Here is a 21,404-nt window from a genome sequence, read left to right as displayed (position 1 = left end):
CTGATCGGATGCGGGCGAGCGGCGTCGGGCCCCCCACGGTCCCGGTGGGAGATCGTGACGGCCTACTCGGGAGGAAAACTACCGTCGATGGTCAGCTCTTCATACCCCGGCCAGCGAACTGTCAGCCGGTCCCCCGCGATCTCCGCCCGCCCGAGCACCGGAGTCACCTTCCGATCGGCTCCGGCGGCCACCGCCTCCGCCGCCGAACGGACCGTCAGCAGCTCCCGCTGCACCGTCACGGTGGGCGGCAGCATCCGGTACCGGCCGTCGCCGTACCCCTCGACCACCTCGGCCGGGGTGAGCCAGGCCACCCGGTCCGCCTCGCCCACGGTCTCGGCCGCCACCTGCCCGGACGGCATCGCGGCCACGAAGAACCAGGTGTCGTAACGGCGTTCCTCGAACTCCGGCGTCACCCAGCGGGCCCACGGCGCCAGCAGGTCGGAGCGGAGCACCAGGGCGTTGGCGGCGAGGAAGTCGGCGAAGGCCAGTTCGTGCCGCTCCATCGCGGCGCGCTCGGCGGACCAGTCGCGCGGGTCGGCGGTGCGCTCCGCGTCCGGTCCGGCCAGCAGCACCCCGGCCTCTTCGAAGGTCTCCCGGACCGCCGCGCAGACCACCGCCCGGGCGGTCGGCTCGTCGGTGCCCAGCCGTTCGGCCCACTCGGCCGGCGAGGGCCCGGCCCAGCCGTAGCCGCCCTCGGAGTCCCGCGGGTCCACCCCGCCGCCCGGGTAGGCGTACAGCCCGGCCGCGAAGGCCATCGAGGTCCGCCGGCGCAGCAGGTACGCCTCCGGCCCGGACGCGCTCCCGACGGTGTCCCGCAGCAGCACCACGGTGGCGGAGGGCTTGGGTACCGGCGGGGTCAGTTCACCCGCGGCGACGGCCCGGATCCGGGCGGGCCACGACGGCGGCATCGGCATCATGGCCGGATGCTACCGGCCGTCCCGCCCGCCCCGGCAGGGCGCCGCCCGGGGCGGAAGGCACCGAGGGCGGGAACCAGCAGGGGTGCGGGGAACCGCACGAACCGGAAGGCGGCCCACCGGCAACCGACCCACCATCAGCCCGTTGCCGGGGCGGCCTTCCCACCCCGCGCAGTTCCCCGCACCCCTGATCGCCTGCCCCGCCGCGCCTCCGGCCCGAGCCGGACCGGCACGGCCGGGCCCGCGCGGCGAGCGCCGCCGAGCACGTGCCCGGCCGGCGCCCTCGCGCATTCCGGATCAGTCCCGGACGCGCACCTGGAACTCGATCTCGACCGGCGCGTCCAGCGGCAGCGCCGCGACACCGACCGCCGAGCGGGCGTGCACGCCCGCTGCGCCGAGCACCTCACCGAGGAACTCGCTGGCACCGTTGATCACCAGCGGCTGGCCGGTGAAGTCGGGGGCGGAGGCGACGAAGCCGACCACCTTGACGACCTGCTCCAGCTTGTCGAGGTCACCGATCACGGACTTGATCGCCGCCAGGCCGTTGAGCGCGCAGATCTGCGCCAGCTCCTTGGCCTCCTCGGCGGTGACCTCGCCACCGACCTTGCCGGTGGTCGGCAGCTTGCCGGCCACCATCGGGAGCTGACCGGACGTCAGCACGTACTCGCCGGAGCGGATCGCCGGGACGTACGCGGCGACCGGCGGCACCACGTCGGGCAGGGTGAAGCCGAGCTCCGCCAGCTTCTCCTCCACCTTGCTCATCAGATCTTCTCCCGCTTCAGGTAGGCCACCAGCTGCTCCGGGTTCGGGCCCGGCACGACCTGGACGAGCTCCCAGCCGTCCTGGCCCCAGGTGTCCAGGATCTGCTTGGTGGCGTGGACGAGCAGCGGCACGGTGACGTATTCCCAGTTGGTCATGGCCCCGACTCTAGTGCCATGTCACCCACGGACGGTCGCCCGCCGGTGGTTCTCCGTCAGGGGTCACCCGTCCGGGAATCCCGTCATCCGGGGCGGCGGCTGGTTACCCTCGCGGGAGAGCACCTCGGCAACGGCAGCACAGAGCGGCACCTGAGAGACGCACGGAGGCGGAGCGTGGAGCAGCAGGACCGGCAGGGCCCGGACTGGGAGGGGGTCCGGCTCCACGTGGTGAGCGGCAAGGGCGGTACCGGGAAGACCACCGTCGCCGCCGCCCTGGCACTGGCGCTGGCCGCCGAGGGGGGCCGGACGCTGCTGATCGAGGTGGAGGGCCGGCAGGGCATCGCCGAGCTGTTCGGGATAGCCGCACTCCCCTACGAGGAGCGCAAGGTGGCCACCGTCTCGCCCTCCCGGCTCGGGCTGCCCGGGCGGGGTCCGGCGGGCGAGCTGTACGCCTTGGCGATCGACACCGAGCAGGCGCTGCTCGAGTACCTGGACATGTTCTACAAGCTGGGCCGGGCCGGGAAGGCGCTGCAGAAGGTCGGCTTCGTCGACTTCGCCACCACCATCGCGCCCGGCGTCCGGGACGTGCTGCTCACCGGCAAGGCCTGCGAGGCGGCCCGCCGCAAGGGCCCGGACGGCCGCCGGGCCTACGACGCGATCGTGATGGACGCACCGCCGACCGGACGGCTCACCAGGTTCCTGAACGTCAACTCCGAGGTGGCCGGGCTGGCCCGGTTCGGGCCGATCCACGGGCAGGCCCAGGCGGTGATGCGGGTGCTGCGCTCGGCCGAGACGGCCGTGCACCTGGTGACCCTGCTGGAGGAGATGCCGGTGCAGGAGACGGTGGACGGCTTCGCCGAACTGCGCGAGGCCGGGCTGCCGGTCGGCGGGGTGCTGGTGAACATGGTGCGACCGCCGGTGCTGGACGCGGCGGCGGTCGCGGCGGTGGACGGCGACCACCGCGAGGAGGTCGCGCTGGCCCTGGTCGAGGCCGGGCTCGGCGGGCGCTCCCGGACGGCCGCCACCCGCCGGGCGGCGGTCGAGCCGCTGATCGACCCGCTGCTGGAGCAGGCCCGGGAGCACGCCGAGCGGGTCGAGCTGGAGCGTGAACAGCGCGCTGCGGTCCGGCAGTTGGAACTGCCGACCTACGAACTCCCGCTGCTCGGCGGTGGGGTGGACTTGGGCGGTCTCTACCGCCTGGCCGGTGAGCTCAAGCGGCAGGGGGCGGCATGACCGGGCTGGACATCGACGCGCTGATCGGCGACCCGGAGACCCGGATCGTGGTCTGCTGCGGCTCGGGCGGGGTCGGCAAGACCACCACGGCGGCGGCGATCGGCCTGCGGGCGGCCGAGCAGGGCCGCCGGGTCGTGGTGCTGACCATCGACCCGGCCCGGCGGCTGGCCCAGTCGATGGGCCTGACCGAGCTGGACAACACCCCGCGCGTGGTCAAGGGCGTCCGGCAGGCCGACGACGGGCGCTCCGAGGGCGAACTCCAGGCCATGATGCTGGACATGAAGCGGACCTTCGACGAGGTGGTGATCGCGCACGCCGACCCGGAGCGGGCCCGGACCATCCTGGAGAACCCCTTCTACCAGTCGCTCTCGGCCGGCTTCGCCGGCACCCAGGAGTACATGGCGATGGAGAAGCTCGGCCAGCTGCGCGCGGCCGAGGAGTGGGACCTGATCGTGGTGGACACCCCGCCGTCCCGCTCGGCGCTGGACTTCCTGGACGCCCCCAACCGGCTCGGCTCCTTCCTGGACGGCCGGCTGATCCGGATACTGACCGCCCCCGCCAAGGTCGGCGGCCGGAGCGCGATGAAGTTCCTGAACGTCGGGATGGGCCTGGTCACCGGCACCCTCGGGAAGATCTTCGGCGCCCAGCTGCTGACCGACGTGCAGACCTTCATCTCGGCCACCGACTCGATGTTCGGCGGCTTCCGGGAGCGGGCCGACCGCACCTACCAGCTGCTCAAGGCGCCCGGCACCGCCTTCCTGGTGGTGGCCGCCCCGGAGCGGGACGCGCTGCGCGAGGCCGCCTACTTCGTGGACCGGCTGGCCGCCGACGAGATGCCGCTGGCCGGGCTGGTGCTCAACCGGGTGCACGGCACCGGCGCCCCGCAGCTCACCGCCGAACGGGCCCTGGCCGCCGCCGAGACCCTGGAGGAGAACCACCCCGCCGAGGTACCGACCGGCACCGACACCGGCTCGACCGCCGATCCCGGCCCCCGCCCCGGCACGCATCCCGACCCCGAGGCGACCGCGAAGACCCTGGCCGCAGAGACGCTGGCCGCCGGACTGCTCCGGCTGCACGCCGAGCGGATGCAGGTGATGGACCGCGAGCGGCTCACCCGCGACCGCTTCGTCTCGGTCTACCCGGACGTGCCGATCGTCGAGGTGCCGGCCCTGCCGGGTGACGTGCACGACCTGGACGGCCTCCGGGCCATCGGCGCGCGATTGGGCGGCGAGCCGACCGACTGACCGTCAGCCCGCCTCTGCGACACGCCCGTTGAGCACACGGCACCTCGGATTCTCCGACACCGCGGTACTCAGCGGGCGTACCCCCACACAGCCGTACGGTCGCGATCTCGGCTCGGGCTCCCCCACCCGGGCGTCGGCGCGTCCGACGGATCCTTCGATCTTGCGGTCCTGCAGTCGTACGGCCCTGCGGTCGTACCGCCATGCAGTCGAACGGTCCTGCGGTCCGACTAGCCCGCCTGGGCGTAGTCGGTGAGGATGACGCCCGTGGCGAGCGACTCCTCGTACTCCGTCCTGGCCGTCTCCAACAGCCTGCGCCAGGACATCACCGTCGGCCGGCGGCGGAGCAGTGCCCGCCGCTCCCGCTCGGTCATACCGCCCCAGACACCGAACTCCACCCGGTTGTCCAGGGCGTCGGCCAGGCACTCCGTCCTGACCGGACAGCCACTGCAGACCGCCTTCGCGCGGTTCTGCGCCGCCCCCTGTACGAACAACTCGTCCGGATCACTCGTGCGGCAGGAAGCCTGCGCACTCCAGTCGTCCACCCAGCCCATCCCGGCGCCGTCCTCTCCCGAATCGGGGCTCCCCCACGGCGGCAACGGCATATTCACCGCTGCCAGTTGAGGACGTTACGGAAGAACGCCAGGACGCAACAGCCCCTTCGGGCCCAATCTCAAATGACCCGATCGGACTATGGGTATCCGTCTTCTCACTCGTTGGAGTGATCGCAGGTCGGGGGCCTTGCCAGGCCTCGTCCGACCACTTTCGTCACCCTCTGCCACGCCAGCGCCGATGGACCCGCCAGTAGAACATCTGAAAGCGGGTCAATTCGGACAAATCTCATCACTCACAAGAGTGATGAGCATGAACGGAGCGAAGCTGTCGCAGTGTTGTGACAAGCGTAGGCGAACACCCGCCCCGTTGTGCGGGAATCAGCGACGTAGTGTTCTCCCCATGGCACCTCAGCGACCCGCGGGATCTCCGCTTGACAAGGCCGGGCTCGGAATCAAGTTCCTGGGCATCAGCGTGCTGTCCGGAGTCCTGGTGGCCGGGATGGCACTGCCGGCGATCGGCGCCCTGGGCCTCACCGCGAAGGACACCGCCGAGAGCTTCGACAACGTCCCGACCGACTTCAAGACGCCGACCCTCTCGCAGGCCTCGTTCATCTACGACGCCGGCGGCGGCCTGATCGCCAAGGTCTTCGACCGCGACCGCACCATCCTCTCCAAGGAGCAGATGGCGCCGATCATGCGGCAGGCCCAGGTCGACATCGAGGACGCCCGGTTCTACGAGCACGGCGCCGTCGACCTCAAGGGCGTGGCCCGCGCGATCGGCAAGAACGCCGAGTCCGGCGAGGCCACCCAGGGCGCGTCCACCCTGACCCAGCAGTACGTGAAGAACGTCTTCGTCGAGCAGGCCGGCGACGACAAGGAGGCCTTCGCGCTCGCCACCCAGAAGAGCCTCGGCCGCAAGATCAAGGAACTGAAGATCGCGGTCAAGCTGGAGGAGGAGCTGAGCAAGGAGCAGATCCTCACCAACTACCTGAACATCACCTTCTACGGCCACCAGGCGTACGGCATCGAGTCGGCCGCCCAGCGCTACTTCAGCAAGAGCGCCAAGGACCTCACCATCCCCGAGGCCGCGATGCTGGCCGGCCTGGTGCAGAACCCCTCGGCCTACGACCCGGTGCTGCACCCCAAGGCGGCCCAGATCCGCCGGGACGTGGTGATCGGCAAGCTGCTGGAGAACAAGCACATCACCGCCGAGGAGGCCAAGGCGGCCACCGCCACCCCGCTCGGCCTCAAGTACAAGGAGCCGTTGAACGGCTGCATCACCGCGCAGAACGGCATGGGCTTCTTCTGCGACTACGTCCGCCACGTGGTGAAGCAGGACCCGGCCTTCGGCAAGACCGCGACGGACCGTCAGAAGCTCTGGTCCCAGGGCGGTCTGAAGATCTACACCACCATCGACCCGAAGAACCAGGCCGCCGCCAACAAGGCCGTGACCACCAAGGTCTACCCGACCGACGACGTGTCGGCCGCGATGACCATGATCAAGCCCGGCACCGGCGAGATCCTGGCGATGGCCCAGACCCGCCCGTACGGCCTCGACGGCAACCAGAAGCAGACCGTGCTCAACCTCAACGTCGACGCGGCGATGGGCGGCGGCAACGGCTTCTCCCCCGGCTCGACCTTCAAGCCGATCCTGGCCGCCGCCGCGCTGGACAACGGCGTACCGGTGACCCAGGCCTACCCGTCCGAGTACAAGATCCCGTACCCGCAGATGACCACCTGCAGCGGCGTCTGGAAGAACCCCTCGGGCGACACGGTGGAGAACGAGAGCAAGTCGGAGGTCGGCCCCTACCAGCTCAAGGAGGCCATGGCGAAGTCGGTCAACACCTACTTCGTCCAGATGGAGCAGCAGATCGGCCTCTGCGCGTTCAAGCAGATGGCCAACAAGCTCGGCATCAAGAACCTGGCCAGCGGCAAGCCGCTCCAGGAGGTCGCCTCCATGGTGCTCGGCACCCAGGAGGTCAGCCCGATGACCATGGCGAGCATCTACGCCGCGTTCGCCGCCCGGGGCAAGTACTGCACCCCGGTCGCGATCAAGTCCGTGGTCAACAACGCCGGCACCCAGCTCCCCGTGCCGCAGGCCAGCTGCACCCAGGCGATGAGCGAGACCACCGCCGACGGCATCAACACCCTGCTGCTCGGCGTGACCGAGAAGGGCACCGGCTCCTCGCTCCAGCTGGACGACGGCCGCCAGATCGCCGGCAAGACCGGCACCACCGACAACCGCTACGCGGCCTGGTTCAACGGCTACACCCCCGAGCTGGCCACCGCCGTCTGGCTCGGCGGCCCGACCACCTACGTCTCGATGAAGAACATCAAGATCGGTGGCAAGCGGTTCTCGGCGGTCTACGGTGCCGACGGCCCCGGCCCGATCTGGCAGATGGCGATGAACGAGGTCCTGATGGGCACCCCCAAGGGCACCTTCCAGACCGTCGACATCCCGGACCCGCAGCCCAAGCCCGACCCGAACGCCACTCCCGCCCCCGGCACCCCGCCGGGCACCCAGCCCACGGTGCCGTCCAACGACGGCGCCCAGGCGGCCGGCGGTCTGATCGGCGGCAACTTCACCTTCCCGCCCGGCATGATCGGCGGCGGGAACGGCGGCAACGGAGGCAATGGCGGAAACGGCAACGGCTGGGGCAACGGAGGCCACCGCTGACCCGCCCGGACTGATCCGACGTCAGAGGGCCACCCCCGTGCCGGGGGTGGCCCTCTGACGTTCGTCGGCACCGTCCCTCGGCGCCGTCCCACCGTCCTGCTACGGCAGCAGCGCGGCCTTCACGGCGGCAGCCACCCGGCCGCCCTCCGCCAGGCCGTCCACCTTCGGCTTCACCAGCTTCATCACCGCACCCATGCCCTGCGGCCCGGTCGCCCCGCTGGCGGCCACCGCCTCGGCCACGATCGCGGTCAGCTCCTCGTCGCTCAGCTGCTTCGGCAGGTAGTGCGCCAGCACCTCGCCCTCGGCCCGCTCCTGCGCGGCCGACTCCGCACGCCCGCCCTGCTCGAAGGCCTCGGCCGCCTCCCGGCGCTTCTTCGCCTCACGGGCGATCACCTTCAGCACCTCGGCGTCGTCGAGCACCCGCTCGGGCTTGCCGGCCTTCTCCTCCACCGTGACGGCGGCGAGGGTGAGGCGGATGGTGGACGAGCGCAGCGCGTCCCGCGCCTTGATCGCGGCGGTGAGGTCCTCCTGCAGCTGCTGCTTGAGCGTAGTCATGCAGCATTCCTACGCCGCCACCCGCCGCCCGGCAAACCCAATTTCCCGCACGCCGGACCCGAGGAGTCCGCCCGGTGGCCGGTCGGCAGGTGCTCGGGAAAATTCCTCCGGCTCACCTGCAACCCCTCGGGGGGATGCACGTCCATCAGAGTGTGAGGGCGGCGAGGAACCCCCGAACACCCGGCGGCCCGGTTCAACGGACGCCCCGTCAGAAACCACAGACCACCTCTCGGGGGATCACCATGACCAAGCTGGTTCGTACTCGCACCATTGCCGCCGCGCCGACCTCCACCGCCCTCTCCACCACCGCTGCCACCGCCGCCGTACTGCTCGCCGTCGCCGGCCCGCTCGTGCTCGCCCCGGCCGCCTTCGCGGCGGACGGCGGCACCGACGCCGCCGGGTCCGTCGCCCTCTCGGTCCAGGCCCCCGCAGCCATCGGATTCGCCGGACAGCCGGTCGAGTTCACCGAGGCCGTCACCAACCGCGGCGACACCGAGCGGAAGCTCACCCTCGCCTTCTCCGCCGACGTCAGCCAGGGCGCCCCGCAGGACTCCCTGGTGATCGACTACCGGGACCAGGCCTCCGGCACCTGGACGGCCGTCCCGCTCACCTTCAGCTCCGGCATCTACTCCGGCACCCTGCCCACGACCATCACCGTGCCGGCCCACGGCGAGAAGACCCTGAAGCTGCGGATCGGCGCCCCGATGGGCCTCCCCGGCGAGGGCGCCACCAACGGCGGCATCGCGTCGATCCCGCTGCACTCCGTGCTCACCACCGAGGGCGCCACCGCACCGCTCGCCGACGAACTCCGCACCATCGGCGTCCAGGGACCCGAGGTCGGCATCGGCACCGTGCCGGGCACTGCGGTGGCCGGCGGCGCCCCGATCGAGTTCGACACCACCCTGGTCAACGACACCCCGTCCGCCTACGTGAACCTCGCCGACCTGATCCTGGTCGACGCCCGCGCCACGGTCGAGACCCGGCTCGCCGACGGCTCCTGGCGGCGGGTGACCCAGCTGCCGACCGAGGACCTGACCCGATCCGGCGCCTACCTGGACGGCCGCAACTCCAGCCTGAAGGTCGGCGCCACCAGCAAGCACCGCGTCCGGGTCTCCTACCCCGCCGACTTCACTCCCGGCACCACCAAGATCGGCCGCTGCCTGATCGTCAACGAGCGCCCGGCGCAGCCGATGGTCGGCACCACCATGTGCGCCCACGGCGCGACGGTCAAGGTCACCGCCGCCGCCCCGACCAAGCCCTCCCCCTCCCCCGCCGCGACCGCCACCTCGAAGGCCCCGACCGCCCCCGCCACCAGCCCGGTCGCCGTGGTCCCCACGACGGGCACCTCCCCCGCCCCCACCCCCGTCAGCGCCTCGGTCGACACTCCGGTCGCCCCGGTCACCCCCGTCGCGGCCGACCGGCTGGCCGAGACCGGCGCGGGCCGGACCACCACCCTGGCCGCCATCGGCGCCGCCCTGCTCGCGCTCGGCGCCGGCGCCCTGCTGACGCTCCGTCGGCGCAGCTCCTGACCCACCGTCCCCTCCCGCCGGGTCCCACCGGCCTCTCCCACCAGCCCGATCCGGGCCCACCGTCCCCTCCCGCCGGGTCCCACCGGCTTCTCCCACCAGCCCGATCCGGGCCCACCGTCCCCTCCCGCCGGGTCCCACCGGCTTCTCCCACCGGCCCGATCCGGGCCCACCCGACGAACGTGCCCGGGCCACCCCGCCCAGCCGTGCGCCACTCCCCCGGGCGCCCTCCTGACCCGGGGTCAGCCCGGGCACGTTCTCGATGCGATCAGCAGTCTGAGAGCATGGACCGATGCGACCGCTGTACTCCGTCCCGCTCGGAATCGCCGCCACCGGCGCCGCCTGCCTCGCCTACTCCGCCGGTTACGAGGTCCGCTCCTTCCGGCTCCGCCGGGTCGAGGTGCCGGTCCTGCCCGCAGGGGCCCGGCCGATCCGGGTGCTCCAGGTCTCCGACATCCACATGGTCGACGGACAGCAGAAGAAGCAGCGCTGGCTCCAGAGCCTCGCGGGCCTGCGCCCCGACCTGGTGGTCAACACCGGCGACAACCTCTCCGACCCGCTCGGCGTCCCCGCCACCCTCGACGCCCTCGGCCCCCTGCTCGACTTCCCCGGCGTCTACGTCTTCGGCTCCAACGACTACTACGGCCCCGCCCGGAAGAGCCCCACCCGCTACCTCAAGGCCCTGCGCACCGGCGTTCACGGCCTCAACAACCCCGACGGAACCGGCCGCCACGGCATCACCGGCGCCATCCACAACCCGTGGACCGATCTCCGCGACGCCTTCGACGCGGCCGGCTGGCTCGACCTCACCAACACCCGCGGCCGCCTCAAGATCGCCGGCCTCGACGTCGAGTTCACCGGCCTCGACGACCCCCACATCCGCCGCGACCGCTACAACGCCGTGTCCGGCGGCCCCTCCCCCGACGCCGACTTCTCCCTCGCCGTCGTCCACGCCCCCTACCTCCGCGTCCTCGACGCCTTCACCGCCGACCGCTACCCCCTGATCCTCGCGGGCCACACCCACGGCGGCCAGCTCTGCGTCCCCTTCTACGGCGCCCTGGTCACCAACTGCGACATCGACGCCCGCCGCGTCAAGGGCCTCTCCGCCCACCGCGCCGGCGGCCACCAGTCCTACCTCCACGTCTCCGCAGGCTGCGGCACCAACCGCTACACCCCCGTCCGCTTCGCCTGCCCCCCGGAAGCCACCCTCCTCACCCTCACGCCCCGCCGCTGACCTCGCCCGACGCCCACCCGAAACCGGATTTCGCATCTCGGCGCACGTCCGATAGAGTTCTACTCGTTGCACCGGAGACGGAGAGCAACGAAGCAGGACCGGGGTGTGGCGCAGCTTGGTAGCGCGCTTCGTTCGGGACGAAGAGGCCGTGGGTTCAAATCCCGCCACCCCGACCCAGTGCAGAGGCCCTGCCGGAGAAATCCGGCAGGGCCTCTGTCGTTTGCATGTGACTGCGCACCTGGGTGACTGCTCGTCAGGACAGCTTGAAGAGGGGCCCACCGGATCTCCGGTGGGCCCCTCTTCGTCATGGGTGCGGGCGGCGGCCGGGGAGGCGGAGGGCGGGGAGGAGGGCCAAGGCGAGGAGGAGGGTGGCGGCGGTGTAGGCGGTGGGGAAGGTGGCGGTGGTGAGGAGGGTGGAGATGAGGGCGGTGCCGACGGCGGACCAGAGTTGGGAGTTGATGCTGAGGGCGGTGCCGGCGGCGGCGAGGCGGTCGGTGGGGAGGGCTCGGGTGGCGGTGGTCATGGTGGGCATCAGGACGGTGCCGGCGCCGATGCCCATGAGCATGGCGGAGGCGACCAGGCGCCAGGCGGGGGTGGTGGGGTCGCCGATCTGGAGGGCGGTCAGGGCCATGCCGAGGGCGCCCAGGGTGATGCCGGCCGGGATCAGGCGGCGGGGAGAGGTGCGGTCGATGCGGCGGGCGGCGAGTTGCATGGTGAGACCGACGGTGAGGCCGACGGGGGCTCCGAGCAGGCCGGCCGTGGTGGGGGAGAAGCCGCGGACCTGCTGCCAGTAGACCGGGCCGAGCAGCATCGAGCCGAAGTAGCCGGCCGCGAACAGGGCCAGGACGCCGATGGAGGCGGCGAAGGTGCGGTCGCGGAGCAGGCGGAGGTCCAGCAGGGGCTGACGGGTGGTCAGGGCGTGCCGGACGAAGGCGGCGATCAGGAGGGTGCCGGCGAGGGCCGGGAGGAGGGCGCCGGGGGTGGTGAAGTCGCCGCGTTCGCCGCCCAGGGTGAGGCCGTAGAGGAGCAGGGCCAGGCCGGGCGAGAGGGTGAGCAGGCCGGGCAGGTCCAACCGGGGCGCGGTGGCGGCGGGGACAGGGGCGTCCGGGTGGAGGAGGCGGGCGGCGAGGGTGAGGGCGAGGGCGCCGACGGGGAGGTTGACCAGGAAGATCCAGCGCCAGTCGGCGGTGTCGACCAGCCAGCCGCCGAGCACGGGGCCGAGGACCGGGCCGATCATGATGGGGAGCCCGGAGAAGGCCATCGCCCGGCCGAGGTGGTCACGGTCGGCGGCGCGCATCACCATCGTCATGCCGACCGGCATCAGCAGGCCGCCGCCGAGGCCCTGCACCGCGCGGAAGGCGATCAGGCTGCCCACGTCCCAGGCGCCGGCGGCGAGCAGGGAGCCGAGGGTGAAGACGGCGAGGGCGGTCAGGTAGGTGCGCTTGGCGCCGATCCGGGCGATCGCCCAGGGGGCGGTGGGGATGACGGCGGCGAGGGCCAGGGTGTAGCCGGTGGTGGCCCACTGGACGGTCTCCAGTGGTGCGGCGAAGGCCGTGGTGAGGCTGCGCAGGGCGACGTTGACGATGGTCATGTCGAGCACCGCCATGACCGAGCCGGTGATCACCACGGCCAGGGTGCGGTTGAGCACGGCGGAGGAGGGGGCGGCCGGGGTGGGGACGGGACGGGTGGTCGTAGGCGTGGGAGGCATGACGGCACCTCAGCCCTGGTAGGGGTGGGTGGCCCGGGCGGTGCGCAGGGCGTGGGCCCACCAGGCGAGTTGGCCGAGCATGCCCTTCGCGGCGCCCTCGGTGACAGCGGTGTCGCGCGGGGCGCCGTCGGCGCCGAGGCCGGACCAGGGGCCGTGCAGGCTGACCGTGTCGCGGACCGTCACGGCGTGCAACTCGGCGAGGACCAGACGGAGTTGCTCCACGGCGCGGAGGCCGCCGCCGAGGCCACCGTAGGAGACGAAGCCGACCGGCTTGGCGTGCCAGGGGGCGGCGTGCCAGTCGAGGAGGTTCTTCAGGGCGGCCGGGAAGCTGTGGTTGTACTCGGGGGTGACGATCACGAAGGCGTCCGCGGCGGCCAACCGGGGCGTGAGGTCGGCCAGGGTGGCGGCTGCCTCAGGGGACGGTTCGGTGCCCCAACCCGGCATGACCAGGGGGAGGTTGACCTCGGCCAGGTCGAGGAGGTCGAACGACAGGCCACCCTGACGGGCCGCCACTCCGAGGAACCACTCGGCGACGGCGGGCCCGTGGCGGCCCTCGCGGACACTGGCGACGATCACGGCGACGCGGAGCGGAGCGGATCCGGGCGCGAGGGCGGCAACGTCAGGCGCGAAGGCGGTGGAGCCGGCGTCCTCCGGCGAGGAAGTGCCGACGGACTGGGGCGTGGTGATGGCGGTCATGGGTGTTCCCCTCCCTGGCGGACCGCCCCGTGCGGCCCGATGTGGAGTAAAGTACAACGAGCGTTGTAGAAGCAACAACGGTCGTTGTACCTAGGCCGGAAGTAGGAGCAGGAGGCGGCGGGCGTGGGCAGCAGCACGGACGGACCGAGCGGCGCGGTGTCGGCACGGAGGCTGGAGAAGCAGATCGCGATGGCGAGCGCCGCCTGCACGGTGTTCGGTCGCGAGGGGTACGCGCGGGCCTCGGTGGACGTGCTCGCGGCGGCCGCCTCGGTCTCCACCCGGACGCTCTACAACCACTTCCCGGGCGGCAAGGCGCAGCTCTTCGAGACCGTCATCCGGTGGACCGCGAGCCAGGTGAGGGAGGCTCAACTCAGCCGACTGAGCGCGCTCCTGGACCCGGAACGGCCGCCGCACCCGGAGGATCTGGAGCGCGACCTGACGGCGCTGGCCCGGGCCTTCGCCGAGCTGATGACCGACTATCCGGACCACTTCGCGCTGGTGCGGCACATCCACGCCGAGGCCGGCCACGTACCGGCGGAGGTGCTGGCCGCCTGGCAGGAGGCGGGGCCGGCGCCCGTCAGTCGGGCGCTGGCCGAGTCGCTCGACGCACTGGCCGCAGCAGGACTGCTGGACCTGCACGGGGACGCCGCGCTGGCCGCGACGCACTTCATGGCGCTCGGCTCGCAGCCGATCGTGCACCTCTCCCACTACGGCGTCCTGCCGCTACCGCCCGAGCAGGTCGAGCACCTGGTCACCGGCGGCGTCGCCGCCTTCCTGCGCGCCTACCGGGCCGGAGCGGCCACCGACGCGGGCGCCTAGGCTGAGCCGGACAGCAGCCGGGAGGAGAGGGGTACGGACATGGCGGAGGCACTGATCGTCGGGGTGGCCGGGCGCGAGCCGCAGGTGGATCCGGGCGCGTTCGTGGCCCCGAACGCGGTGGTGGTCGGGGCGGTCACCCTGGGGCCGGGGGCGAGCGTCTGGTACGGCGCGGTGCTGCGCGGGGACGCCGAGGCGATCACCGTCGGGCCGGACACCAACATCCAGGACAACTGCACCGTGCACGCCGACCCGGGCTTCCCGGCGGTGCTCGGGGCGCGGATCTCGGTCGGCCACAACGCGGTGCTGCACGGCTGCGTGGTGGAGGACGACGTCCTGGTCGGGATGAACTCCACCGTGCTCAACGGGGCCCGGATCGGCACCGGTTCGCTGGTCGCGGCCGGGGCGGTGGTGCCGCAGGGGATGCAGGTGCCGCCCGGTTCGCTGGTGGCCGGGGTGCCGGCGAAGGTGAAGCGCGAACTCACCGAGGAGGAGCGGGCCGGGATCAAGGCGAACGGGGAGGGCTACCTGCTGCTCGCCCAGGCCCATGCCGGTATCGAGGCGGGCCCGGACGGGCCGCACCGCGCAGAGACCCCGAACGCCTGACACGCCGCGCGGAGGCCCCGAGGGCCTGACGCACCGTCCGGCGGACCGACCCCCGCCCGCCCCGCGTCACCGGAGGCGGGCGGGGGTCGTTGGACAGACCATGCGCCTCCTCCTCCAACTCAGGGACACCAACCACCCCGCCTTCTACACGGGCCACCTCCTGGAGACGGTCTACCTGCACCGTCTCGACGACGAGCACCTGATCGGCATGGTGACCGTCGAGCAACTGGCCGGCCTCGGCACCGCCGTCGACGCGGCGCAGCAACTGGACGCCCGCCGTGGCTACTTGGCCGACTCGGCGGAGAACACGGCGCTGGAGCAGCTGATCCGGGAGCACCCCGAGGAGTTCGGCCGGATCGGCAGCATCGCGCTCGGCGCCGAGGAGTTGCTGTGGATCCCGGACCCCTCCCGGGGCAGCGGCACCGTCCAACTGATGGGCGCCACCTGCCTGGACGGGCTCCAGCGGATCAAGCTGCTGGCCCACCTGTCGGGCGAGGCGGGCTTCCAGCGGATCGCCCACAACCAGGTCGAGCTGCACATCCACATCGGGGCGAGCCGGGCCCCGATCCAACGGGCCTACGACCACGAGCACCTCTACCGGAACGGGGCGACCGCGCAGGACCTGCTGATCCGGGAGCCGGAGATGCTGCGGCTGATCGGCGAGTTCCTGACCGAGGAGGTGCACCTCGCCGTCCTGCGGGGCAGCCACCGGGGGCCGTACGCGGACGGGTACACGGTGGAGGAGGCCACCGAGGCGCTGGCGCTGTTCCGGCCGGGGGACGATCCCGGGCTGGCACACCTGGCGCTCAGCCCGGCCGGCCGGGAGCTGATCTGGGGCAGCCCGGCCTCGGAGCCGTACCGCTCGCTGTTCCACCCGGGCACCACGGCGGTCGGGGTACGGCGGGCGATCCTGCTGCGGCGTCAGATGCGGGAAGGGCTGCGGAAACTGGCGGCGGCCGGCGTCCGGGCCCACCGGCACCTGCTGGCCGACGTACCCGACCTGATCGTCTGGGAGGCGGCCAGGCGGCTCCCGCTGGCGGAGCTGCACGCACCGGCGGCCGACTGGCACCCGTTCGAGGCGGCGGCCACCGCGCTCGCCGAGGACGCGGCCGAGCGGCTGGTCGCGGGCTACCGGGCGTACCGGCCGAAGAAGGTGCGGGACCGGAAGGAGGTGCAGGAGCTGGCGGTCTGGCAGCGGTTGCTGAGCGAGGCCCGGAGCGCCGGGCGGGCGGCGGAGCATGCGGCCGGACAGGGAGCGGAACGGGGAGCGCCAATCGAATAGGTGTTCGCATTCATGGGCACATCTGGGTAAGGTCCTGTCCGCAGCACCGCGGTACAGCGCCCAGCAGCAGGAGGCACCGTGTCCACGCCGAACGACTTCTTCGGTGTGCCGATCCACCGCAACCGCCACCCCGCCGCCACCCGGGTCCCGCAGCGACCGCTCTCCGCGCTCCGGCCGCTGTTCGAGGCGGTCCTGCAGGACCCGGAGATCGCGGCCTTCGGCTGGTCGCAGTCGGGCCCGGTGCCGAGCGGGGACGGGCGGACGGCCGGACTGCGGATCGGGCCGCCGTGGTTCCGCACCACCACCGACCACGCCGTGCGGGACCTCCGGACGCTCTCCCTCGAACACCAGCACCCCAGCCTCGGCGGCCACCGCTACGACGAGTCCGGAGGCGGGACCGCCCGGCGCCGGCTGCCGTACCAGGGGCCGGACCGGGAACGGTACGGCCGGGCCAAGCGGCTGGCCGAGGCACTGGAGTCGGGCGCCTTCGACCGGGCCCTGGTCGAGTTCTTCGGCGGCGGTCGGGGCGCCACCGAGGTCACCGTCTGGCCCGACCGGATCCGGGTGGTCGAGCACACCCTGGCCTGAGGCCCCACCCCGGTCCGAGGCCCCGCCCCGGCCTGAGGCCCCGCCCCGGCCCGAGGCCCCGCCGTCCCGCCCCGGCCCGAGCACACCCCGCCTCCCGGCACCCGGCACGCACCTGACGACGGCTCGGATCACCCGACCCCTGCTGCCGCGCCCCGCCCCCGTGACACCCTGGGGGGATGACTGACGAGACGAGTGCCGTACCGGCGTGGGAGCAGCGGTTCCGAGCAGCGCGGGTGTCCCTGCCGGACTGGGCCGAGGAGGCACCCGACCGGGCGCTGTACGTGTCGAACTCCACCGGCACCTACGAGGTCTACGCCTGGGACCGCTCCACCGACACCCACCGCCGGGTGACCGACCGGCCGAACGGCACCACCGACGCCGAGCTCAGCCCGGACGGCGAGTGGATCTGGTGGTTCGACGACACCGACGGGGACGAGCTGGGCGTCTGGCGGCGGCAGCCGTTCGCCGGCGGACCGGACGAGCCCGCCGTCCCGGGCATCGAGGCCGCGTACGGCGCGGGCCTGGCGCTGGGCCGGGACGGAACGGTGCTGGTCGGCACCTCGGAGGACGACGAGGGCACCACCATCCACCTGCGCCGCCCGGGATCGACCACGATCGAGACGGTCTACCACCACCAGGAGTACGGCGGGATCGGCGACCTGAGCCACGACTCCTCGCTGCTCGCGGTCGACCACACCGAGCACGGCGACGCGATGCACTCGGCGATCCGGGTGCTCCGGCTCTCCGACGGCGCCACGGTGGCCGAGCTGGACGAGGTGACCGGCCGTCAGGACCCGCGCGGGCTGGCCTGCCTGGGCTTCGCCCCGGCCGACGGGGACACCCGGCTGCTGGTCGCGCACCAGCGCCGGGGCCGCTGGGAGCCGATGGTCTGGGACGTGGCCACCGGTGCCGAGACCGAGCTGGTGCTCCGGGACGAGCAGGGCCGGGAGTTCCCCGGCGACCTCTCCGCGCAGTGGCGCCCCGGGGCCACCGCGCTGCTGGTGGAGCACGAGTACGAGGCCCGCAGCGAGCTGTTCTCCTACGAGCTGGCGAGCGGCGAGCTGACCAGGCTGGCCACCCCCCGTGGCACCGTGTCCAGCGCGACCGCCCGGCCGGACGGCACGGTGGAGTTCCTCTGGTCCTCCGCCGCCGAGCCGGCCGCCGTGCGCTCCACCGCCGGGCACGTGGTGCTGCGGGCGCCCGGTCCGGTACCGCCCGGCTCGGTGGCGGTGGAGGACGTCTGGGTCGAGGGGCCCGGCGGCCGGGTGCACGCGCTGGTCCAACGACCGGCCGGGGACGGCCCGTTCCCCACCGTCTTCGAGGTGCACGGCGGTCCGACCCACCACGACAGCGACTCCTTCGCGGCCGGCCCGGCCGCCTGGCTGGACCACGGCTTCGCCGTCGTCCGGGTCAACTACCGCGGCTCGACCGGCTACGGGCAGGCCTGGACGGACGCCCTCCAGGAACGGATCGGCCTGATCGAGCTGGAGGACATCGGCGCCGTCCGCGACTGGGCGGTCTCCTCCGGCCTCGCCGACCCGGCGCAGCTGGTGCTCTCCGGCGGCTCCTGGGGCGGCTACCTCACCCTGCTCGGCCTCGGCACCCAGCCGGAGAGCTGGGCGCTCGGCCTGGCGGCCGTGCCGGTGGCCGACTACCTCGCCTCCTACGAGGACGAGATGGAGGCGCTGAAGTCGCTGGACCGCACGCTGTTCGGCGGTTCGCCGGAGGAGGTGCCGGAGCGCTACCGGGCCTCCTCGCCGATCACCTACGTCGAGCGGCTGAAGGCGCCGGTCTACATCAGCGCCGGGCTGAACGACCCGCGCTGCCCGATCCGGCAGATCGACAACTACGTCGGCCGGCTGGAGGAGCTCGGCAAGGAGCACGAGGTGTACCGCTACGACGCCGGGCACGGCTCGCTGGTGGTGGAGGAGCGGATCAAGCAGCTGCGGCTGGAGATCGGCTTCGCGCTGCGGCACCTGGGCCGGGCTCAGTAGCTGCGGAGGTGACCCGGGGTCAGGCGCCCGTCTGACTCCGGGTCAGTCCGGGCCCGGGGCCCGACGAGGGCCGGCCCCGACCCTGGGCCGGAGCCGGTACCGGGGCCGGACGAGGAGCCGGGCCGGAAGAGGAACGGGATCAGTCCAGGACCGGGTCCAGCCCGAGGGCCCGGTCCCTGGCCCGCTCCGCCTCGCGGCGGGCCAGCCGGAACCACATGAAGACCACGAAGCCGCCGAAGACGAACCACTCCAGGGTGTAGCCCAGGTTCTGGAAGGCGCGCAGGCTCAGGCCGTTGCCGCCCTGCGGCTGCACGGTGGGCACCGGGGCGAGGCCGGCCGGCACCGTGTCGGCCGCCAGCCAGCCGTCGGTGGTCGGGTAGGGCAGGACGTTCACCAGCGAGGCCGGACTGATGGTGCCCAGCTGGCCGGCCGGCAGACCGCCCGTCACCGCGCCGTCGCTACCGCTGTTCTCCGGTGCCTGGAGGCGGCCGGCCACCGTCACGGTGCCCTCGGGCAGGGCCGGCGGCTCGGCCGGGGTGCCCGGCGCCCAGCCCCGGACCACCGGGACACAGGCCGGGTCGGCTCCGCTGGCTCCGTCGGCTCCGTCGGCTCCGGCCGGGCAGAGCGGGGTGAGCACGTAGTGGCCCTGACGGCCGTCCACGGTCCGGTTGGGGACCAGCAGTTGGTGCTCCCGGTCGTACCGGCCGGTGACGGTCACCGAACGGCCGACCGTCTCGGTGGTCACCTTCGCCCCCGGGCCCGGCAGCAGGTCGGCGAGCGGGACGGCCGGGCCGGTCGAACCGGCGGTGGCGGTCCTCGCGGCGTCCTCGTGCCGGTCGACCTGGTCCTCGAAACGGCTGAGCTGCCAACTGCCCATGAGGACGCAGACCACGACCGCCAGGACGGCGACCGCGGTGCCGCCGAGCCAGCGCGAAGTCAGGAGGAACCGGTACACACGCACCACGGTAGCCGTCCCTACACCGCTCCCCGGCACCGGGCCAGCGGCTGGGACGGGCACCGACCGGGCCGCCCCGGCATGCCCCTGGCCCCACCCGTGCCGGGTGCCGCCGCCGTGGCTACGGCGTGGAGCCGGCCGCCGGCTGGGCCTCCGCCTCCGGCGCGGTCCGGTAGACCGTGCCGCTGCACGCGTTCGGGACGGCGGCCGAGACCGACTGGCCGCCCGGGTCGGGGACGTGGGTGAGCAGCAGGGTGGTGCTCTCCGGGGCGGCGGTAGGCGAGGGGCTCGGACTGGGACTCGGTGTCGGCTCCGCGCCGGGGGCCTCGCTCGGGGCACCGGTGCCCGACGGACCGGGGACGGCGGCCCCGGCCGGGACCGCCTCGCCCTTCACCGGGACCGACTCGGCTGCGGGGGCGGTGGACGGGGCCGGGCTCGGCGCCGCCGGGCAGGCGGTCTCGGGGACCCAGCCGAACCGGACCAGGTACGCCGCCGAGGGCGCCAGCAGCAGCGGCCCGCCGCCGGAGGGTGCGGGCAGGGCGGTGGCCGGGCCGCCGGCCGTGTGGCCGGTCACCCGGATCCGGGCCCGGTCGGAGTTGACCACTCCGCCGCCGGTCAGTACGCAGGCTCGCCCGGAGACGTTCTGCACCCGGAACCAGCCGTAGACGTTCCCGGCCGCGTCGGGCTGGCCCACTCCTGCGGTGAGGCGTCCGAGGTCGGCGGTGGTGCAGGCAGGCGTCGCCGGTGTCGGGGTGGCGACCGGGCCGGACGGCGCCGCGGCCGTGGCGCCGGAGGTACCGGCCGAAGGCACCGCGACGGCGCCGGCCGAGGGCGAGCCGGATTCGGCGGGCAGGCTCGGGGAGGCACTGGGCTGCGCGGGCTGCGGCGCGGGCTCGGCCGGCCGGCCGGCGCCGCTCCGGCTGGGCCTGACGCTGCCGCTGGGCTTGGCGGAGGCGCTCGCCGTCGGGGTCTCCACCGGGCCGCCGGACAGGTCGAGTCCCTGCACGCCCTGGATGGTCGGCCAGGCGGCGGCGCTGAGCAGCACCGCGGCAGCCGCCGTGGTCCACAGCGTGCGGTGCCGGGCCCGGCGTCTGGGCACCTCCTGCCGCAGTCTGGGCAGGGCGGTCGGCGCGGGCTCGACCCGGGCCACCGCCCGGTGCAGCCGGGACCGCAGTTCCTCCTCCAACTGACTGTCCCCCGAAGGCAGTTGGTGGTCAGTCATGGTCCGCCCCGGCACTCTGGTCCATCCGCACCCGGAGCGCGGCCAGCCCGCGCGAGCCGTACGCCTTCACCGAGCCGATCGAGATGCCGAGCGCGTCGGCGACCTGCGCCTCCGTCAGGTCCGCGTAGTAGCGCAGCACCAGCACCTCCCGCTGACGGCGTTGCAACCCCCGGAGCGCGGCCTTCAACTCGTCGCGCTCCAGCGCATCGTAGGCGCCTTCCTCTGCACTGGCCATGTCAGGCATCGGCTTGGGCAGCAGGCGCAGGCCCATGATCCGACGGCGCAGCGTGGAGCGGGAGAGGTTGACCACGGTCTGCCGCAGGTAGGCGAGCGTCTTCTCGGGCTCGCGGACCCGGCGGCGGGCGGCGTGCACCCGGATGAACGCCTCCTGCACCACGTCCTCGCAGGAGGAGATGTCGTCCAACAGCAGCGCGGCCAGCCGGAGCAGCGACCGGTAGTGCGCCCGGTAGGTCTCGGTGAGTTGGTCGACGCTGGCCCCCAGCGCCTCCGGGGCGGTGCCCACCAGGCTATCGACCGGACGCGCCGCCACGCGCACCGTACCCGGACCGGCACTTCTGCCCGTGCCCATGCCGGCACGCACGCGTACCGGGCCGATCTGCACCGCGCCCACGCGTACTGCCCCCACCACGTTCGCCACGCCTGTTGGACACTCGATCCCCTGTCAT

The 21,404-nt window shown here is 73.2% G+C and carries 20 protein-coding genes and 1 tRNA gene; 11 read left to right on the top strand and 10 right to left on the bottom strand.

Annotated elements, in window-relative coordinates:
- Window positions 1–62 precede the first annotated feature (62 nt).
- From ACIRBX_RS08245 to ACIRBX_RS08235, 3 genes are all read right to left on the bottom strand, one after another.
- On the bottom strand, window positions 63–917 hold the full coding sequence (locus ACIRBX_RS08245; protein WP_402294574.1) for an NUDIX hydrolase: 855 nt from the start codon (window positions 915–917) through the stop codon (window positions 63–65).
- Window positions 918–1,211: 294 nt separating this feature from the next.
- Window positions 1,212–1,676: a RidA family protein gene (locus ACIRBX_RS08240; protein ID WP_402294572.1), complete on the bottom strand. Its 465-nt coding sequence runs from the start codon at window positions 1,674–1,676 to the stop codon at window positions 1,212–1,214.
- Entirely contained in the window at window positions 1,676–1,831 is a 156-nt protein-coding gene (locus ACIRBX_RS08235) for a hypothetical protein (protein WP_402294570.1), read from the bottom strand. The genes ACIRBX_RS08240 and ACIRBX_RS08235 overlap by 1 nt, the downstream gene beginning before the upstream one ends.
- A 174-nt stretch (window positions 1,832–2,005) precedes the next feature.
- Between ACIRBX_RS08235 and ACIRBX_RS08230 the strand changes: the two genes are divergently transcribed.
- Window positions 2,006–3,064: an ArsA-related P-loop ATPase gene (locus tag ACIRBX_RS08230; protein WP_402294569.1), complete on the top strand. Its 1,059-nt coding sequence runs from the start codon at window positions 2,006–2,008 to the stop codon at window positions 3,062–3,064.
- Window positions 3,061–4,308: an ArsA family ATPase gene (locus ACIRBX_RS08225; RefSeq protein WP_402294567.1), complete on the top strand. Its 1,248-nt coding sequence runs from the start codon at window positions 3,061–3,063 to the stop codon at window positions 4,306–4,308. Before ACIRBX_RS08230 ends, ACIRBX_RS08225 begins: the two co-directional genes overlap by 4 nt.
- 227 nt (window positions 4,309–4,535) lie before the next feature.
- On the opposite strand, the gene ACIRBX_RS08220 is transcribed toward ACIRBX_RS08225, so the two are convergent.
- Window positions 4,536–4,859, bottom strand: a complete 324-nt coding sequence (locus ACIRBX_RS08220; RefSeq protein ID WP_345286967.1) for a WhiB family transcriptional regulator — start codon at window positions 4,857–4,859, stop codon at window positions 4,536–4,538.
- Window positions 4,860–5,259: 400 nt separating this feature from the next.
- On the opposite strand from ACIRBX_RS08220, the gene ACIRBX_RS08215 reads away from it, so the two are divergent.
- Complete coding sequence (locus ACIRBX_RS08215) at window positions 5,260–7,536, top strand: transglycosylase domain-containing protein (protein WP_402294565.1); 2,277 nt, start codon at window positions 5,260–5,262, stop codon at window positions 7,534–7,536.
- 99 nt (window positions 7,537–7,635) lie between these two features.
- Here ACIRBX_RS08215 and ACIRBX_RS08210 read toward each other — a convergent pair whose 3' ends face one another.
- Window positions 7,636–8,091, bottom strand: coding sequence for a GatB/YqeY domain-containing protein (locus tag ACIRBX_RS08210; protein WP_402294563.1), 456 nt, complete (start codon window positions 8,089–8,091; stop codon window positions 7,636–7,638).
- Between the two features lie 242 nt (window positions 8,092–8,333).
- Between ACIRBX_RS08210 and ACIRBX_RS08205 the strand changes: the two genes are divergently transcribed.
- The 3 genes from ACIRBX_RS08205 to ACIRBX_RS08195 all read left to right on the top strand — a co-directional run bounded on the left by ACIRBX_RS08205 (window position 8,334) and on the right by ACIRBX_RS08195 (window position 11,024).
- A complete protein-coding gene (locus ACIRBX_RS08205) occupies window positions 8,334–9,620 on the top strand; it encodes a hypothetical protein (protein WP_402294561.1) in 1,287 nt (428 codons plus the stop codon).
- A gap of 289 nt (window positions 9,621–9,909) precedes the next feature.
- A complete protein-coding gene (locus ACIRBX_RS08200) occupies window positions 9,910–10,851 on the top strand; it encodes a metallophosphoesterase (RefSeq protein ID WP_402294560.1) in 942 nt (313 codons plus the stop codon).
- 99 nt (window positions 10,852–10,950) lie between these two features.
- Window positions 10,951–11,024, top strand: a tRNA-Pro gene (locus ACIRBX_RS08195).
- Window positions 11,025–11,155: 131 nt separating this feature from the next.
- On the opposite strand, the gene ACIRBX_RS08190 is transcribed toward ACIRBX_RS08195, so the two are convergent.
- Window positions 11,156–12,559 (bottom strand): DHA2 family efflux MFS transporter permease subunit, encoded by a 1,404-nt coding sequence (locus ACIRBX_RS08190; protein ID WP_402294558.1) that lies wholly within the window; start codon window positions 12,557–12,559, stop codon window positions 11,156–11,158.
- 9 nt (window positions 12,560–12,568) lie between these two features.
- Window positions 12,569–13,255, bottom strand: a complete 687-nt coding sequence (locus ACIRBX_RS08185) for an NADPH-dependent FMN reductase (RefSeq protein ID WP_402294556.1) — start codon at window positions 13,253–13,255, stop codon at window positions 12,569–12,571.
- A 123-nt stretch (window positions 13,256–13,378) separates the two neighbouring features.
- Here ACIRBX_RS08185 and ACIRBX_RS08180 point away from each other — a divergent pair, with 123 nt between their 5' ends.
- From ACIRBX_RS08180 to ACIRBX_RS08160, 5 genes are all read left to right on the top strand, one after another.
- Window positions 13,379–14,074, top strand: coding sequence for a TetR/AcrR family transcriptional regulator (locus tag ACIRBX_RS08180; protein ID WP_402294554.1), 696 nt, complete (start codon window positions 13,379–13,381; stop codon window positions 14,072–14,074).
- Window positions 14,075–14,113: 39 nt separating this feature from the next.
- A complete protein-coding gene (locus ACIRBX_RS08175) occupies window positions 14,114–14,677 on the top strand; it encodes a gamma carbonic anhydrase family protein (RefSeq protein ID WP_402294553.1) in 564 nt (187 codons plus the stop codon).
- 100 nt (window positions 14,678–14,777) lie between these two features.
- Complete coding sequence (locus ACIRBX_RS08170) at window positions 14,778–15,959, top strand: hypothetical protein (protein ID WP_402294551.1); 1,182 nt, start codon at window positions 14,778–14,780, stop codon at window positions 15,957–15,959.
- 78 nt (window positions 15,960–16,037) lie between these two features.
- Window positions 16,038–16,547 (top strand): hypothetical protein, encoded by a 510-nt coding sequence (locus tag ACIRBX_RS08165; RefSeq protein ID WP_402294549.1) that lies wholly within the window; start codon window positions 16,038–16,040, stop codon window positions 16,545–16,547.
- A gap of 176 nt (window positions 16,548–16,723) precedes the next feature.
- Window positions 16,724–18,541: a S9 family peptidase gene (locus ACIRBX_RS08160; RefSeq protein ID WP_402294548.1), complete on the top strand. Its 1,818-nt coding sequence runs from the start codon at window positions 16,724–16,726 to the stop codon at window positions 18,539–18,541.
- Window positions 18,542–18,680: 139 nt separating this feature from the next.
- On the opposite strand, the gene ACIRBX_RS08155 is transcribed toward ACIRBX_RS08160, so the two are convergent.
- The 3 genes from ACIRBX_RS08155 to ACIRBX_RS08145 all read right to left on the bottom strand — a co-directional run bounded on the left by ACIRBX_RS08155 (window position 18,681) and on the right by ACIRBX_RS08145 (window position 21,307).
- Window positions 18,681–19,496, bottom strand: coding sequence for an SURF1 family protein (locus tag ACIRBX_RS08155; RefSeq protein WP_402294546.1), 816 nt, complete (start codon window positions 19,494–19,496; stop codon window positions 18,681–18,683).
- A 121-nt stretch (window positions 19,497–19,617) separates the two neighbouring features.
- Window positions 19,618–20,718, bottom strand: a complete 1,101-nt coding sequence (locus ACIRBX_RS08150) for a hypothetical protein (RefSeq protein ID WP_402294545.1) — start codon at window positions 20,716–20,718, stop codon at window positions 19,618–19,620.
- Window positions 20,711–21,307 (bottom strand): SigE family RNA polymerase sigma factor, encoded by a 597-nt coding sequence (locus ACIRBX_RS08145; RefSeq protein ID WP_402294543.1) that lies wholly within the window; start codon window positions 21,305–21,307, stop codon window positions 20,711–20,713. The genes ACIRBX_RS08150 and ACIRBX_RS08145 overlap by 8 nt, the downstream gene beginning before the upstream one ends.
- Between the last annotated feature and the right edge of the window lie 97 nt (window positions 21,308–21,404).

This window comes from Kitasatospora sp. NPDC096147, from assembly GCF_044763225.1.
In the GTDB taxonomy this organism is placed as follows: Bacteria; Actinomycetota; Actinomycetes; order Streptomycetales; family Streptomycetaceae; genus Kitasatospora.
This window is presented reverse-complemented; position numbering and strand designations above follow the sequence as displayed.

Bases quoted from the DNA above. Each gene is read 5' to 3' on its own strand.
- ACIRBX_RS08245 (WP_402294574.1), bottom strand. From the start codon at position 917: ATGATGCCGATGCCGCCGTCGTGGCCCGCCCGGATCCGGGCCGTCGCC.
- ACIRBX_RS08240 (WP_402294572.1), bottom strand. From the start codon at position 1,676: ATGAGCAAGGTGGAGGAGAAGCTGGCGGAGCTCGGCTTCACCCTGCCC.
- ACIRBX_RS08235 (WP_402294570.1), bottom strand. From the start codon at position 1,831: ATGACCAACTGGGAATACGTCACCGTGCCGCTGCTCGTCCACGCCACC.
- ACIRBX_RS08225 (WP_402294567.1), top strand. From the start codon at position 3,061: ATGACCGGGCTGGACATCGACGCGCTGATCGGCGACCCGGAGACCCGG.
- ACIRBX_RS08220 (WP_345286967.1), bottom strand. From the start codon at position 4,859: ATGGGCTGGGTGGACGACTGGAGTGCGCAGGCTTCCTGCCGCACGAGT.
- ACIRBX_RS08215 (WP_402294565.1), top strand. From the start codon at position 5,260: ATGGCACCTCAGCGACCCGCGGGATCTCCGCTTGACAAGGCCGGGCTC.
- ACIRBX_RS08210 (WP_402294563.1), bottom strand. From the start codon at position 8,091: ATGACTACGCTCAAGCAGCAGCTGCAGGAGGACCTCACCGCCGCGATC.
- ACIRBX_RS08205 (WP_402294561.1), top strand. From the start codon at position 8,334: ATGACCAAGCTGGTTCGTACTCGCACCATTGCCGCCGCGCCGACCTCC.
- ACIRBX_RS08200 (WP_402294560.1), top strand. From the start codon at position 9,910: ATGCGACCGCTGTACTCCGTCCCGCTCGGAATCGCCGCCACCGGCGCC.
- ACIRBX_RS08190 (WP_402294558.1), bottom strand. From the start codon at position 12,559: ATGCCTCCCACGCCTACGACCACCCGTCCCGTCCCCACCCCGGCCGCC.
- ACIRBX_RS08185 (WP_402294556.1), bottom strand. From the start codon at position 13,255: ATGACCGCCATCACCACGCCCCAGTCCGTCGGCACTTCCTCGCCGGAG.
- ACIRBX_RS08175 (WP_402294553.1), top strand. From the start codon at position 14,114: ATGGCGGAGGCACTGATCGTCGGGGTGGCCGGGCGCGAGCCGCAGGTG.
- ACIRBX_RS08170 (WP_402294551.1), top strand. From the start codon at position 14,778: ATGCGCCTCCTCCTCCAACTCAGGGACACCAACCACCCCGCCTTCTAC.
- ACIRBX_RS08160 (WP_402294548.1), top strand. From the start codon at position 16,724: ATGACTGACGAGACGAGTGCCGTACCGGCGTGGGAGCAGCGGTTCCGA.
- ACIRBX_RS08150 (WP_402294545.1), bottom strand. From the start codon at position 20,718: ATGACTGACCACCAACTGCCTTCGGGGGACAGTCAGTTGGAGGAGGAA.
- ACIRBX_RS08145 (WP_402294543.1), bottom strand. From the start codon at position 21,307: ATGGGCACGGGCAGAAGTGCCGGTCCGGGTACGGTGCGCGTGGCGGCG.